The organism is Octadecabacter arcticus 238, assembly GCF_000155735.2.
Classification (GTDB): domain Bacteria; phylum Pseudomonadota; class Alphaproteobacteria; order Rhodobacterales; family Rhodobacteraceae; genus Octadecabacter; species Octadecabacter arcticus.
On the sequence record NC_020908.1, the window covers coordinates 1801256 to 1813748 of the forward strand.

The 12493-nt window shown below is 54.4% G+C and carries 14 protein-coding genes and 1 pseudogene; 7 read left to right on the forward strand and 8 right to left on the reverse strand.

Annotation, left to right across the window (positions count from 1 at the left end; translation table 11 throughout):
• Positions 1-133 precede the first annotated feature (133 nt).
• Positions 134-445, forward strand: a complete 312-nt coding sequence (locus OA238_RS09425) for an H-NS histone family protein (RefSeq protein WP_015494988.1) — start codon at positions 134-136, stop codon at positions 443-445.
• A 442-nt stretch (positions 446-887) separates the two neighbouring features.
• Here the strand turns inward: OA238_RS09425 and OA238_RS09435 are convergent.
• A pseudogene (locus OA238_RS09435) lies at positions 888-2127 on the reverse strand (IS91 family transposase).
• Between the two features lie 15 nt (positions 2128-2142).
• Complete coding sequence (locus OA238_RS09440) at positions 2143-3048, reverse strand: tyrosine-type recombinase/integrase (RefSeq protein WP_015494990.1); 906 nt, start codon at positions 3046-3048, stop codon at positions 2143-2145.
• A gap of 394 nt (positions 3049-3442) precedes the next feature.
• On the opposite strand from OA238_RS09440, the gene OA238_RS09445 reads away from it, so the two are divergent.
• Positions 3443-3997 carry a pyridoxamine 5'-phosphate oxidase family protein gene (locus OA238_RS09445; RefSeq protein ID WP_044036568.1) on the forward strand — a complete coding sequence of 185 codons (555 nt, stop codon included), beginning with the start codon at positions 3443-3445 and terminating at the stop codon, positions 3995-3997.
• Positions 3998-4025: 28 nt separating this feature from the next.
• On the opposite strand, the gene OA238_RS09450 is transcribed toward OA238_RS09445, so the two are convergent.
• The 4 genes from OA238_RS09450 to OA238_RS09470 form a co-directional block, all read right to left on the reverse strand.
• Complete coding sequence (locus OA238_RS09450) at positions 4026-4421, reverse strand: DUF4149 domain-containing protein (RefSeq protein ID WP_044036570.1); 396 nt, start codon at positions 4419-4421, stop codon at positions 4026-4028.
• On the reverse strand, positions 4418-5137 hold the full coding sequence (gene ubiG, locus OA238_RS09455; RefSeq protein WP_015494991.1) for a bifunctional 2-polyprenyl-6-hydroxyphenol methylase/3-demethylubiquinol 3-O-methyltransferase UbiG: 720 nt from the start codon (positions 5135-5137) through the stop codon (positions 4418-4420). Before ubiG ends, OA238_RS09450 begins: the two co-directional genes overlap by 4 nt.
• Before the next feature lie 542 nt (positions 5138-5679).
• On the reverse strand, positions 5680-6231 hold the full coding sequence (locus OA238_RS09465; RefSeq protein WP_015494992.1) for a CBS domain-containing protein: 552 nt from the start codon (positions 6229-6231) through the stop codon (positions 5680-5682).
• A 61-nt stretch (positions 6232-6292) separates the two neighbouring features.
• Complete coding sequence (locus OA238_RS09470) at positions 6293-7360, reverse strand: IS630 family transposase (RefSeq protein ID WP_015494993.1); 1068 nt, start codon at positions 7358-7360, stop codon at positions 6293-6295.
• A 290-nt stretch (positions 7361-7650) separates the two neighbouring features.
• On the opposite strand from OA238_RS09470, the gene OA238_RS09475 reads away from it, so the two are divergent.
• The 5 genes from OA238_RS09475 (at position 7651) to OA238_RS09495 (ending at position 11678) form a co-directional block, all read left to right on the forward strand.
• Positions 7651-8868: an FAD-binding domain-containing protein gene (locus OA238_RS09475; RefSeq protein WP_015494994.1), complete on the forward strand. Its 1218-nt coding sequence runs from the start codon at positions 7651-7653 to the stop codon at positions 8866-8868.
• Positions 8865-9800, forward strand: a complete 936-nt coding sequence (locus OA238_RS09480) for an NAD(P)/FAD-dependent oxidoreductase (protein ID WP_015494995.1) — start codon at positions 8865-8867, stop codon at positions 9798-9800. The genes OA238_RS09475 and OA238_RS09480 overlap by 4 nt, the downstream gene beginning before the upstream one ends.
• Positions 9797-10618 (forward strand): hypothetical protein, encoded by an 822-nt coding sequence (locus tag OA238_RS09485; protein ID WP_015494996.1) that lies wholly within the window; start codon positions 9797-9799, stop codon positions 10616-10618. Before OA238_RS09480 ends, OA238_RS09485 begins: the two co-directional genes overlap by 4 nt.
• Positions 10619-10684: 66 nt before the next feature.
• On the forward strand, positions 10685-11236 hold the full coding sequence (locus tag OA238_RS09490) for a response regulator transcription factor (protein WP_015494997.1): 552 nt from the start codon (positions 10685-10687) through the stop codon (positions 11234-11236).
• A gap of 10 nt (positions 11237-11246) precedes the next feature.
• On the forward strand, positions 11247-11678 hold the full coding sequence (locus OA238_RS09495; protein ID WP_245581480.1) for a thiol-disulfide oxidoreductase DCC family protein: 432 nt from the start codon (positions 11247-11249) through the stop codon (positions 11676-11678).
• Positions 11679-11736: 58 nt separating this feature from the next.
• Here OA238_RS09495 and OA238_RS09500 read toward each other — a convergent pair whose 3' ends face one another.
• Together OA238_RS09500 and OA238_RS09505 are read right to left on the reverse strand one after the other, a co-directional pair.
• Positions 11737-12033, reverse strand: coding sequence for a hypothetical protein (locus tag OA238_RS09500; RefSeq protein WP_015494999.1), 297 nt, complete (start codon positions 12031-12033; stop codon positions 11737-11739).
• Between the two features lie 128 nt (positions 12034-12161).
• Positions 12162-12473 (reverse strand): hypothetical protein, encoded by a 312-nt coding sequence (locus tag OA238_RS09505; protein WP_015495000.1) that lies wholly within the window; start codon positions 12471-12473, stop codon positions 12162-12164.
• Between the last annotated feature and the right edge of the window lie 20 nt (positions 12474-12493).

The window sequence follows — 12493 nt, forward strand, 5'->3', positions numbered from 1 at the left end:
CTTTTAGTAAATCGTTCAACAAACGGTGGTTTTTTCGAGTGGACTGGAAGCGGTGTTCCTCACCATTTAGTGTTGCCGCTAAAACTCAAAAACGATAACTGGGAGCCAAATACTTAGATAGAAAGTTGAACTTATGACGAATACTAACTTGGAAAACCTGTCCATCAAAGAACTAAAGCAATTGCAAAAAGATGCGACTAAAGCGGTCGCAAGCTTTGAAGATCGTAAACGTGCAGGCGTGATTGCAGAGTTAGAGGCGGTTGCGCAAAAGCATGGGTACAAGCTGGCGGATCTTACGGGTGGCAAGAAAGCTAAATTTGCTTCGCCCGCCAAGTACAAGCATCCGGAAGATTCATCGCTCACCTGGAGTGGGCGTGGTAGACAGCCTAATTGGATTAAGGATGAGCTCTCAACGGGAAAATCGTTAATCGACTTTGCGATCTAAAAATACTTCTTTGGCGCTAGTGTGTCTCGACTAGTAGCCTTCAACAAGCGGTCCTTTTTGAACGGTCTGCGCACGCGCAGCGAACGGCGGCTTGGGTGTAGGTTTCTCGGACGCCACGCGCGAGGTTTGGGTGACGCGGAACATTGCCTGGCGTCGGAGAGGCGCTCAAGCGGGAAATCGCGGGGTTGGTCTGGGTGGATCGATTGTTGCTATGGGGATTTGCGCAATGCGTGTGTTTTCGCCCGGAGCTGACAGGCCAGTTTGGCGGGGCGCATTGAGTTAAGCGCAGCGCCGGTTTTGCCTGCTGTTGGTTGAAACTCACGGTATTTTGTCGGCGTCACCATGTTTTGCCACGCTGATCGCTTGATCAAAGCATGCCGATTGGTTCGCAGGAGATATAGCGAGCGGCCGAGGGTGTCGTTCGTGATGTGCGGTGCGCGCGTCATGCAGCAGCCCTTTGTGTTTTTGGCGGCGCTCTGGGATGTTGGGCTGGTGCGATTGTGTCGACGATTATCAACTGCCCGCCACAACATGGGCAAGGCAGAGCAAGAACACGAGGAGGTTCATCTGCATCGTTGATGGTGTTGCCTTTATCGTGCTCCTTGTGAGGGGTTTTGGCCCCCAGCAGTTGCCGGATCCGCGCGATATTGGCCGTGCGGTTGCTATTCCCATAGAACCCATAATGTCGGATGCGGTGCTGGCCTCTGGGCAGCACGTGGATCAGGAACCGGCGAATGAACTCATTTGTGGATAAGGAACCGGCGAATGAACTCATTTGTGGATAAGGACATGGTCGTGTGGCGGCCCGCACCTTTGAGGCGATAGTCCTTGGCGCGGAAGGTGACGTTTTGCGCATCGAAACGGATCAACCGGCTGTTTGAAATGGCAATCCGATGTGTGTAGCGCGATAGGTATGCCAGCACCGCTTTTGGCCCGGTGAAGGGTTCTTTGGCGTAGACCACCCATTCGATTTTACGCAGCGGTTGCAGGAAAGTGTCAAAGACATTTCGATCTGCAAGGTTTGTGAGATCGCCGAAGAATTGCAGTTTCCCGGCCTTATGCAGCTTGGCCAGCCCTTCCAGAATGAGCCGCCGATACAAGCGGGATAGAACGTGGACAGACAGGAAGAAGTTCTTGCGGCAGGCGATCCATTTTGAACCATCTGTCGAAAGCCCTCCCCCCGGCACGATCATATGGACATGGGGGTGGTGGGTCATCGCCGAGCCCCAAGTGTGAAGGACCGACGTTATGCCAACCTTTGCCCCCAGATGTTTAGGATCAGCGGCGATTCTGACCACAGTGTCCGCGCTTGCCCGCATCAGAAGATTATAGATCTCGCGTTTGTTCTGATATGCGATGTCAGCAATCTGCTTTGGCAAGGTGAAGACCAGATGGAAATACCGCACAGGCAGCAGTTCAACCTCACGTGCCGCAAGCCATATCTTCGCTGCACCCACCTGGCATTTTGGGCAGTGACGGTTGCGGCATGAGTTGTAGGCGATATGCTCATGCGCGCAGTCGGCGCAGCGCGCGACATGACCGCCAAGCGCCGCGGTTCGACAGCGCTCAATCGCACTCATGACTTTGAACTGGTTCAGGCTGATGTGTCCTGCGTTTGCGGCACGCCAAGCAGCACCATGGTCACGGAAGATATCCGCGACCTCCAGTGATCGACTGGGCATGGTGGCCTATGAAGGCTAAGGCTTGCCCTTCTTCCGCTTGGCTCCATTCAGATCATCCAGCGGACTGTCCACTGCCGCAATCATGCCCGTGGCAACGCTGGCATAGCGCGCAGTAGTTGTCAGTTTGGAATGCCCGAGCAAGGCTTGGATCACCCGGATATCGACGCCGCGCTCCAACAGATGGGTTGCAAAACTGTGCCTCAACGTGTGCAGCGTGACCGGTTTGGTGATCCCGGCTTCCCGCGCGGTCTCTTTAAATAGCCGCGATATCTGTCGCGCTGAGAGGTGTTTGCCGCGATAGCCGGGAAAGAGGACCCGCTCGGGTGCAGGAACATCCTTGTCCTGACCGGTCGGCCGTTCTTTCCACCAGTCGCGCAGCAGGCTCAAAATATCGACAGGCAGCATGACGATGCGATCCTTGCGCCCCTTCGATTGCACGATGCGGATGATTTCCTGATCGCTATCGATATCACCAACTTTGAGCCGCACGACCTCGCCCGCACGCATCCCGCAGCCATAAGCCAGCGACAACATCACGCGCGCCTTCAGGCTCGGAGCCATAGCCAGAATGCGTTTAATCTCCTTTTTGCTCAGCACCAGTGGCACTTTCACCGGTTCCTTCAAATGGAAGATCTCGGCCACAAGATCATGCCGTCGAAGGGTCACGCGGAGCAGAAACTTGACCCCTGTCATCGTTTGGTTTCGGGTGCAGATGCTGACGCCGCTCTCGATCAGGTGTTGTTGGAAATACTTCACATCGTCTGGCGTGGCCGTCTCTGGCGAGCGCCCTAACCAAGCCGCAAAACGCTTACAGGCGCGCAGGTGACTACTCTGTGATGCAGGGCCGAGATTGCGCCCTGACATATCGGAAATCATGCGCGCACGAAGGGGCGTCGTTGGTGTCGATTGTTGAATGTTCATCGGAATATCCTCTGTCAATCGAGGCAAAATCACCTCGACCAACAGCACACACCCAAAATCTAGAATCGCGCAACAAATCCCTGTTAAGCCCTACACCCGCAGCAAGCGCCCCTATCGCGGAGCGATTTAGTGCCTGAGCCCTTAACTGCGGATGCTATGGTGTGTTCGAATGTCGGCTCTCATGACAATCTAGTAATTTGAACAATCAGATGTTGTACAGCATGGGTTGTGCGACAAGGTTGGCCAATGGCAGGCCCTTAAGAAATCAATCGCGGTGCTTGCAGCGCAGTAGCGCTCGCGCGGTGAATAGCCCAAAGTGTCTGTATGCTATGGATTTGATAGACGCTCGTTTCAGGGTCTACAAAAAATTCAGATAAAAACGAAATGACAATTGATGAGTGGTCCAAATGATCTGCAGGCCCTACTTGATGAAGCATGGCGCCACTTGACACGCGGTGTGGCCGACAGCCGCTCACCAGCGCGATATCCCACGTTTGCAACCGTCGCACCGGATGGAATACCCGAAGCGCGGACTGTGGCGCTGCGCGGTGCCTCCCGCTCCCAATCTTTGCTTGAAGTCCACACGGATATCGCGACGTCCAAAGTCAACGCACTGCAACACAATCCAAAAGCCGCTTTTCACGTTTGGGTGCCGCGCGCACTTTTGCAAATTCGGATCACAACATGCGTGGATATCCAGACCGGGACTGATATCGACCAGCAATGGGATCGCATACCCGAAGGGTCGCGGGTTTCTTATGGCACACAGCCGACACCGGGCACCCCCATTTCAGATGTATATGCCTATGACAAACCAAGTGAGCGTGACCGTTTTGCCGTTTTAAGATGCACTGTGTTGACGATCGACCTCGTGCATCTTGGGGAACGCCATCGACGCGCTGAATTTAGACATGAAAATGAATGGGCAGGTACGTGGCTGGCGCCGTGATCGAAAAAACCCAGATGTGTTGCGGATTTCAGCCATTCGCCAAACGCACCACGACGTACGCGGCAGCACCAATATGAACCAACGTCAGCATAACGGACGCGCCGTGCAGTGCGTTGAACCGTTGTTTCTGTTTTGCGTCCGTTGCAGCGTTGATCATCGGCATCAGAACTTGACGCGCTAAAATGGTCGTTACCGAAATGGACACCAAAATTACGGCTGATATTGGATCACTTGAAAACGAGGTAACCGCAGCGATTGCTGACGTCACCAGAACGAAGATGTAAAAATGCGGGAACGCTTTTCGAATGAGTGCGCTGGCCGTGTCCGCAGGCAAGCTCGAGAATAAAAACGCAGCGAATGCGAAGGAATATAAAGTCATTCCGCCAAACAAAAGCGATGTGACTAAGAGAGCATATGTGATCATTTCGCCACCTGCGGCAAACGGGCAATCCCCATGTAAATAACTGTTTTGATTGGCAGCTGCCCAAACGTGATATCACCATGCCTGTTCAACCCACGTGGCCCCAGCCCAGTTTGTGGACCGCAAACAAGACCTGCCTTGGACAACGCATCGCGTAATTCCCGCGGCTTGATGAACATCGCGGGATCGTGCGTTCCTTTTGGCAATAGTCGCAGGACATCTTCGGCAACCGTAATCGCCGCCAGTCGTGCGATAACATTGCGATTTATCGTGTCATATAAAAACATCCCGCCCGGCTTTAGCACGCGAGCGACTTCGGCCAAAACTTTGGCACGGTCGGTGACATGTTCCAACACATCGACACAAACCACAGCATCAAAGTGATCGTCGGGATAGGGCAGGTTTTCCCCCACGCCGACATCATATTTTATCGTTTGATCCATCTGTTTTGCACGCGCGGTTGAGGCGGCAATGGCCTGCGCGGCGGGATCAATTCCTGTGACCTGTGCCCCATTGTTTGTCAGCGCCTCGGCCATAAAACCACCGGCACACCCCAAATCCAGCACGGTCTTTTTGGTCCAATCGATATGGCGGTTGAACCATGCCAATCGACCCGGCACCAAGTTTTTCAACGTTCGCACCCAACGGATATCGTCAGACCACCAATTGGCGGCAACATCATCGTAAATCGCAAGATTGTTGCGCTGCTTAATTGGCATAGTGCTTTGCTCCACTCAGGGCTGCGATTGTTCGTTGAAATGTAAGGTAGCCGTACCCTAATTCGAGTCCAGTCATCCTGACGATACGTCGCAATCCGCACGGCATTAACTAAGCTAGGAATGGGTGGGAAACGCCCGAACTATAGAGTTAACGTTATAGCTGTCCGACAGCCCCTTTTGAGACAAGGAGACCAAGACGATCCACGCATATGCGATATTCATCATTACGTTTTTCGCCACGCAGCCCTCGCCCTCGACACATCGTTCCAATCCATCAACGGCGACGTTTTCGATTACACAATGGGGCGGCCAGCTCATGCAAACGGTACAAACCGCATCTATGGTTGCCTTTTCGGGGCAATACCGCGATCTGCAACAAGAGATCGGGTTTGCGCCAAGGTGAAATTTTAACAAAGCCCTGATTGATCAGAACGGGAACACGGTCGAAACTTACGGATCGCAAGTATCGCCCATGTCGCCCGCCATCACACGTGAGATCAAAGCGTAGCTAGACGAATAGCGGCCAAAAAATCAGCCAAACGTCAATTCAGCGTGCTCATCACGACAACCATAACCAGTGAATATAACGCGATTCCGCCACCGATCAGAAAGAATAACCAGTTTTTTTTTGTTACCGTTACCGTTGCCGTCGCAATCGAGCGCATCTGATAAATCAGGTTCGGCCATGTGTAAGATACAAAATCGCCCTGCGTGAACACAGCTTTGATGCGCCCTTCGTCATCGACCACAGGCAGGCAGCGAAAGCGTTCATTGGACATAATTCTTAGCCAGTCAATCATGTCATCGGTTTCACGGGCCAAGCGCGGATTTCCGGTCATCAGATCGGACAGCAGCATTTTTTGCGCATCCTTTTTTTTCGCGACCAGTTTGTTCATCACGTCACGCTCGGTCACGACGCCAATGACTTTTTGATCACCATCAACGACGATGACGGAACCATAGTTTTTAGCGGCGATCTGCGTGACTGCGTCGAAAACGGAGGTCTCTGGCGAACATGTAAGGGGTCGTTGTTTGGATTGATATTCGGGACGATCCATAAGGCGGCTGCCGGGACGATCTGCTGGGCTAGGCATAACTGAAGTTCTTTTTTAAATTATTTATACTCCTGCGCCTGAATTGACCTGAGTTCCCCCCTCAAATCACTTTATATTTCTTGAGCGATATGACGCGGAAGTTGTCGGTGACGGTGTCGCGGAACTCTGGCCATTTTTCTGGCAGGGTCTTGCGGAAGAAGTCGAAAATGGCCTCTGTGAATTGGTTGAACGTTGCATAGTGCCGATTGTGGGTGACCCATTTGTGCATAACACCCCAAAGACGCTCGATCGGGTTGAGGTGCGGGGCATATGCTGGCAAGAAATGCAACTTCACCCGACGTTCTGGGCTGTCCAGCCATGGCTGTAGCATCTTGGCATGATGATAGCGGGCATTGTCGACAAAGACGTGGATGGCCGTCTTGGTTTGGTTGTTGCGTTCCAACTTTTCCAGCATCTGTCGGGTTGTCTGGGCATTGATCTTCTCGCCTTCTACAAAGGTGACCTGGAAAGTCTCAAGGTCAAGCGCGCCCTGAATGTTGAGCCGCTTGCGCCCTGATGTCGCCTTCAGGGCCGTCTTTTGTCCCTTGGGGAACCAACCATGGGCGGGGCGGCTCTGGTGTTCGGGGTGGACAGCGTCCGAAAAGACAACCATCTCATCTGCGGCCAACCCGTTCATCAGGGCCTCATATTTGGCAATAAACGCAGCCTGCTTGGCTTCATCGGCCTGTGCAGGCAGTAATTGTGGTTTCTTATACGCGAACCCCAGGCGGCGCATCAGCTTGGCGGCTCCCGACGTGCTGTAGTTTTGGTCGCACTCGGCTAGAACATAGGCACAGACCTCATCTACGTTCTGGGCCGGATGTTCGGTAAAATTGGCTTTCAGCACCTGCTCTTGCAGGACGGACAAGTGGCCCTGACGCTGGCTGTAGTTCTTCAAGCCGAAAAATGACAGCCCCGCTCCGGCAAAGACAAATCGCCATTCCGTTAAAACTGTCGGGCTGATATCCAATATCCGGCAGACCGTTTCAGCGTCTTCTCCTGCGTCCAGAAGAAGGAACGCTCGCGCACGTTTCCAAACAAGGGCATCAACTTTGCGGCGGCGGCAAAGCGCTTCGAGTGCTATGCGTTGCTCGTCGGATAAGGAGACTGTTTTGTATTGCTTGCTCATACGCTCAAAATAAAGACCGGTGCGTCTGTGACCATGCGGCGAACTAAATCGCAGGCCCCGAAGTCGTCAGGTCAATTCAGGCGCAGGAGTAAATATAATAATTAGGGCTTTAACGCCTAAAGGCGACTTTGAACCTACCTCATACCCTTATCGTGGTGCAAACAGTCGCGGATGTGAACCATCTCGAGCGTATCAGCGCACCTTGGAAAATGCCGCGGCGTGCCCCGCCACGGGGTTGAACTCATCGTGTTCAGGACCATCATCTTCGTGGACCCAAAAGGAAATTCAACATGTTGGACGTCATAATGACCCGTAGCGCGGCGCTTGGCGCAATGCAGGCTTTCGTACCGGCGATGGGAAAGAAGTACGAAAACGGGCGTAATTACGATCATGGTGCGGGTCAGCACACTGCGGTGTCCGTCCTGTCGCCCTACATTTGTCGCCGTTTATTGTGCGAACGTGAAGTTGTCGCCGCCGCCCTTGCCGTCCACGGGCCCGATGATGCGCGCGCCTTTATAGAAGAAGTGGTCTGGCGTGGGTATTTCAAAGGCTGGCTTGAACGACGCCCTCAGGTTTGGGCCAGCTATGTTTCAGGGCTGAACGCGGACCTTGAATCACTGAAGCGCGACCGACAGCTGCGCCGCGATGTCGAGCTTGCTGAGACGGGGCAATCCGGACTGGGTTATTTCGACACTTGGGCACACGAGCTGGTAAATACAGGTTATCTGCACAATCACGCGCGTATGTGGTTCGCATCGATCTGGATATTCACCCTTGGCCTGCCATGGCGGTTGGGGGCCGATTTTTTCTATCGCCATTTGCTGGACGGAGACGCGGCGGCGAACACGTTGAACTGGCGGTGGGCGGCGGGGCTGCATACGCGCGGCAAACCCTATCCAGCCCGCGCCGAAAACATCGCCACGTTTACGGGCGGGCGGTTTAATCCACGAGATCTTGATTTGGCCAAAGTTACTAAAGGCTTGGAGGCCACCGAACCTGACGGTTTGCCAAATGTTTTACCCCTGCGCGACATGCACGCGCTCTGCACCGGTGTTCCAACCGCATTGTTAATCACGGACGAAGATTGCCGGATCGAGGACTTTGATTTGTCCGGTTTTGACATCTGCGCCACGGCGACGTTGTCGTGCACGTACCTGCGCTCGCCGCGCGATGTGCCCGAAAGGGTCAGCACGGCTGAGCGAGTTGCATTGGCCGACGCCGCCGCACGACTTGGTGTTAGCCCAACACACCTTAGGGCCGATGATCCGCGAGATTTAGTCGATTGGGCCGTTGGCATTGGCACCAAACAAATTTTTACTCCGTATGTGACACGCGGGCCATTGCACGACTGGTTAACGCGAGCAAAGCCACTCCTCGAAGATCACGGCATCACGTTATGTGAAAAGCGTCGCGTTTGGGATGAGGCGATATGGCCGCATGCTACAGCGGGGTTTTTCAAAGTTAGGAAAAAGATCCCACAGATTTTGCAAGAGACAGGACTGGTATGACGGACATTATTATCATTGGAGCAGGCATCGCAGGCTTGGCCTGTGCGCGTCGGCTGAACGATGCGGGCCGGAATGTGATCGTAGTCGACAAGGGACGCGGAATTGGTGGGCGTGTCGCCACACGGCGTGCTGGGGATATGCGGTTTGATCACGGCGCACCGCACGTAAGTGCAACAGGAGGCGAATTTGCCAATGTGCTTTGCCGCTTAGGTGATTACAAGCACGCCGCCTCGTGGGTCGATACTGCTGGGGAGACTTGGAGCGTGGGAACCCCCGGCATGTCCGCAATCCCCAAAGGAATGGCAGCAGGATTGGACGTGCGGCTTGGCACTTCGGTTCACGCGGTTGTGCTAAACGGGTCGGGTTGGGATGTGCAGTGCGACGAGCAGAAATTTGCGGCCGACCGTGTTGTGATAACCGTGCCCGCGCCGCAGGCCGCTGGCCTTTTGGGGCCGCAGCATCCGCTGATGGCGGAGATCGCAGGCGTTGAAATGTCGCCTGGTTTGACGTTAATGGCGGCTATATCCGGCAATGTGCCAACCGCGCGTCCGGGCAAGGCGCACGATCCGCTGAGTTCGATCATTCAAGACTGCAGCAAACCGGGCAGGCCAGACATTGACGGCTCCGCATGGGTGGCGCAGGCAGGGCTGGCGTTTAGTCATGCTCATCTCGAGGAAGACCGACCGGACGTAGCAGCGCGCATGGTGCTGTTTTTGTGTGATCGTCTTGGGGTCACACCGGACCGCGTCACCCACGCAGTCGCCCATCGGTGGCGATATTCGCGGGTTGCCAACCCATTGGGCCAACCCTTTGCTCGCATGCCAGATGCCACTTTGTACCTTGGAGGCGATTGGTGCGTTGGCCCACTGATTGAGGACGCATGGACCAGCGGTACCGCTATCGCCGATGATCTGTTGACGCGCACACTATGATGCAGGACCCGCGTATTGCGCGCCTTGTGGCCTTGATCCTAACCGCGATCAGACCGCCTGCGGGGACGGCGCGCATCGCGTTGGCGTTGGGAATGGGATTTGTGTGCCACGTCACGTTTGCCATCGCTATTCTGGCAATGATTGCCGCCATGTTTTTTGGCCTGAGCGAAAGCTTTGGAACCGTGCCATGGCCGTGGGCTGCGTTGGCGAACCTGGCGTTGATTGTACAATTCCCGCTTGTTCATTCCATTTTGTTGACAAAGCGCGGTGGCAGTTTGCTGTCCAAACTCGTCCCCGGCCCACATGGTCGCACACTAGCGACGACAACCTACGCCATCATCGCCTCCGTGCAGTTGTTGGCATTGTTTGCACTCTGGACGCCTTCAGGGATCGTGTGGTGGCGTGCGGATGGTGCTGCGTTCTGGCTGCTTACGACCGCCTACGCAGCCAGTTGGCTTTTGCTAACAAAGGCCAGTTTTGACGCAGGCGCCGAGGTTCAGTCCGGCGCGCTTGGCTGGATGTCATTGCTGGGTCGCATTCGACCCGTGTTTCCCGATATGCCAAACCTAGGGCTGTTTCGTCTGATCCGTCAGCCGATCTATGTCGCCTTTGCGCTGACGCTCTGGACTGTTCCTGTCTGGACACCGGATCAATTGGTGCTGGCCGTGATCTACACTGCTTACTGCCTGTTTGCGCCTCGTTTGAAAGAACGTCGGTTTGCTGCGCGCTATGGCACGGAATTTCAAACCTACCGCGCTGAAGTTCCCTATGTCGTCCCACACCGAACCTCGACTGAAACAGGTCGAGACACGCAGTAGCGGCGGATTGACGCGATTAACGTCCAGCGCATGATCTGGGGCGTACCTATTACAAAGGAGATCGTTATGGATTTTGAAAACAACACAAAGACCCTGCTGCTGGTCGAGGATGATGATGCGTTTCGGTCGCGTCTAGGTACCGCGTTGCAAAAAAGAGGGTTTAACATTACGTCTGCCTCAAGCGTTGCCGAGGGTCTGAGTGCGGTCCGCATGAATGCACCGGAATATGCAGTCATTGACCTTAGGTTGCAGGATGGAAGCGGGTTGGACGTCGTTGAGGCGCTAGAACAACAACGCCCTGATGCGCGCGCGATCATTCTGACGGGGTACGGCAATATTCAGACTGCCGTCGCAGCAACGCGTCTTGGGGCCATCGACTATATGACTAAGCCCGCCACAGCCGACGAGATTGTCGATACGCTCATGGCCCCAAACGGCACACGGCCACCGGCACCAGATGCGCCCATTTCACCCGACGATGCACGGTTTGAACACATCGAACAGGTCTTTCACGAGGCGGGCGAAAACGTTTCAGAGACCGCGCGGCTTTTGCAGATGCACCGTCGAACATTGCAGCGCATTTTGAGCCGTCATAAAGTCGTCAAAGATGCAGCGTAACGACAATGATGTGATCGCAATTCGGAGCAATCCGGAGAATAGTAGTGCAGACCAAACGTTTAAAAAAGGGCCGACCATCTACTTTGACGGGTCGTGTCCGCTGTGTTCGATTGAAATAGATCATTATGCGTCTCGCGTGGGTGGCGACAAACTGGGCTTTGTCGATGTATCCCGCAACGATGCCCGACTTGGCGCTGATCTTACGTCTGATACGGCGATGCGTCGGTTCCATGTTCGCCGATCGGATGGCTCACTCGTCTCTGGAGCACGGGCATTTATCGAGGTCTGGGAGACGCTACCGGGGTGGCAGTGGGCCGCCAGTGTGGCCAAGATCCGCGGAGTATTGCCGGTGCTTGAGATCGGGTATCGCGCTTTTCTGCCGATCCGTCCTTTCATATCAAAGGTTATGGGGCGCTTCAGTGCGCACAAGGTTTCTAAGTGAACTGGATCAAAGCGATGGCACGTATACTGTCCAAGTGGTGATCTGACGACATAACTCCTTAGTCGTGTTCGCCGTCACGGCTTCGCCCCAACCCGCTCATAAACAGGTGTGGCTTTGAGGCTGCCGCAGTGTACGTCGCCACGGTGACAGCCGCTGCGGCTATCAAGACAGCATGTCCAAGAACGCTGATCGCCAACACCGTATAACTGCCAAGGGCGATGCCGAAACTGACGGCCCACATCAACCCCAATGCTTGCAAAACAAGGTGCCGTCTTTTGGTGTCCGGTATATGACGCAGGGGGCTTACGTCGGCATTGAATATGAAATTCCATCCGAAGAAGATCAGCTGTCTCATCGTGCAGTTCCTCGCGTAAATTTGAAAAATGTCTGGCGAGCTAACAAATGTCGGCGTCCGCGTATTTCCAGCAATACCTTATCTGCTTTTGCGCTCATGTGCGACTGCGCTGGTCGCCGCACCGGCAATCATTTGCCGCGCCAGATCAATGACTGGCGATTAAGTATATGCAGATCGGCGCGGCCTGCCATAATATCTTCGCACAATTGCACAGCGCGAACGGCCTGATCGCGAGAAAGATGTTTGTATGCTGGACGCGCGAGGTTTTCATACCAGACACCATTGCTCACAGTGTCCAAAACGATGCATTGGAAGCAATGATCATATAGCACAGGCCAGTTAGTGTCAGACGTGCGCGCCATCTGTGGCAGGACTTCTTTGGTCAGAACAAGATAGCGGCTGACGAGGTCGGCGGTGCGGCATTCGGGTTGGTTCACCACTAAACCTTTCCGGTTAAGAT

Bases quoted from the DNA above. Each gene is read 5' to 3' on its own strand.
- OA238_RS09475 (WP_015494994.1), top strand. From the start codon at position 7,651: ATGTTGGACGTCATAATGACCCGTAGCGCGGCGCTTGGCGCAATGCAG.
- OA238_RS09500 (WP_015494999.1), bottom strand. From the start codon at position 12,033: ATGAGACAGCTGATCTTCTTCGGATGGAATTTCATATTCAATGCCGAC.
- OA238_RS09490 (WP_015494997.1), top strand. From the start codon at position 10,685: ATGGATTTTGAAAACAACACAAAGACCCTGCTGCTGGTCGAGGATGAT.
- OA238_RS09450 (WP_044036570.1), bottom strand. From the start codon at position 4,421: ATGATCACATATGCTCTCTTAGTCACATCGCTTTTGTTTGGCGGAATG.
- OA238_RS09440 (WP_015494990.1), bottom strand. From the start codon at position 3,048: ATGAACATTCAACAATCGACACCAACGACGCCCCTTCGTGCGCGCATG.
- ubiG (WP_015494991.1), bottom strand. From the start codon at position 5,137: ATGCCAATTAAGCAGCGCAACAATCTTGCGATTTACGATGATGTTGCC.
- OA238_RS09470 (WP_015494993.1), bottom strand. From the start codon at position 7,360: ATGAGCAAGCAATACAAAACAGTCTCCTTATCCGACGAGCAACGCATA.
- OA238_RS09445 (WP_044036568.1), top strand. From the start codon at position 3,443: ATGAGTGGTCCAAATGATCTGCAGGCCCTACTTGATGAAGCATGGCGC.
- OA238_RS09465 (WP_015494992.1), bottom strand. From the start codon at position 6,231: ATGCCTAGCCCAGCAGATCGTCCCGGCAGCCGCCTTATGGATCGTCCC.
- OA238_RS09480 (WP_015494995.1), top strand. From the start codon at position 8,865: ATGACGGACATTATTATCATTGGAGCAGGCATCGCAGGCTTGGCCTGT.
- OA238_RS09485 (WP_015494996.1), top strand. From the start codon at position 9,797: ATGATGCAGGACCCGCGTATTGCGCGCCTTGTGGCCTTGATCCTAACC.
- OA238_RS09425 (WP_015494988.1), top strand. From the start codon at position 134: ATGACGAATACTAACTTGGAAAACCTGTCCATCAAAGAACTAAAGCAA.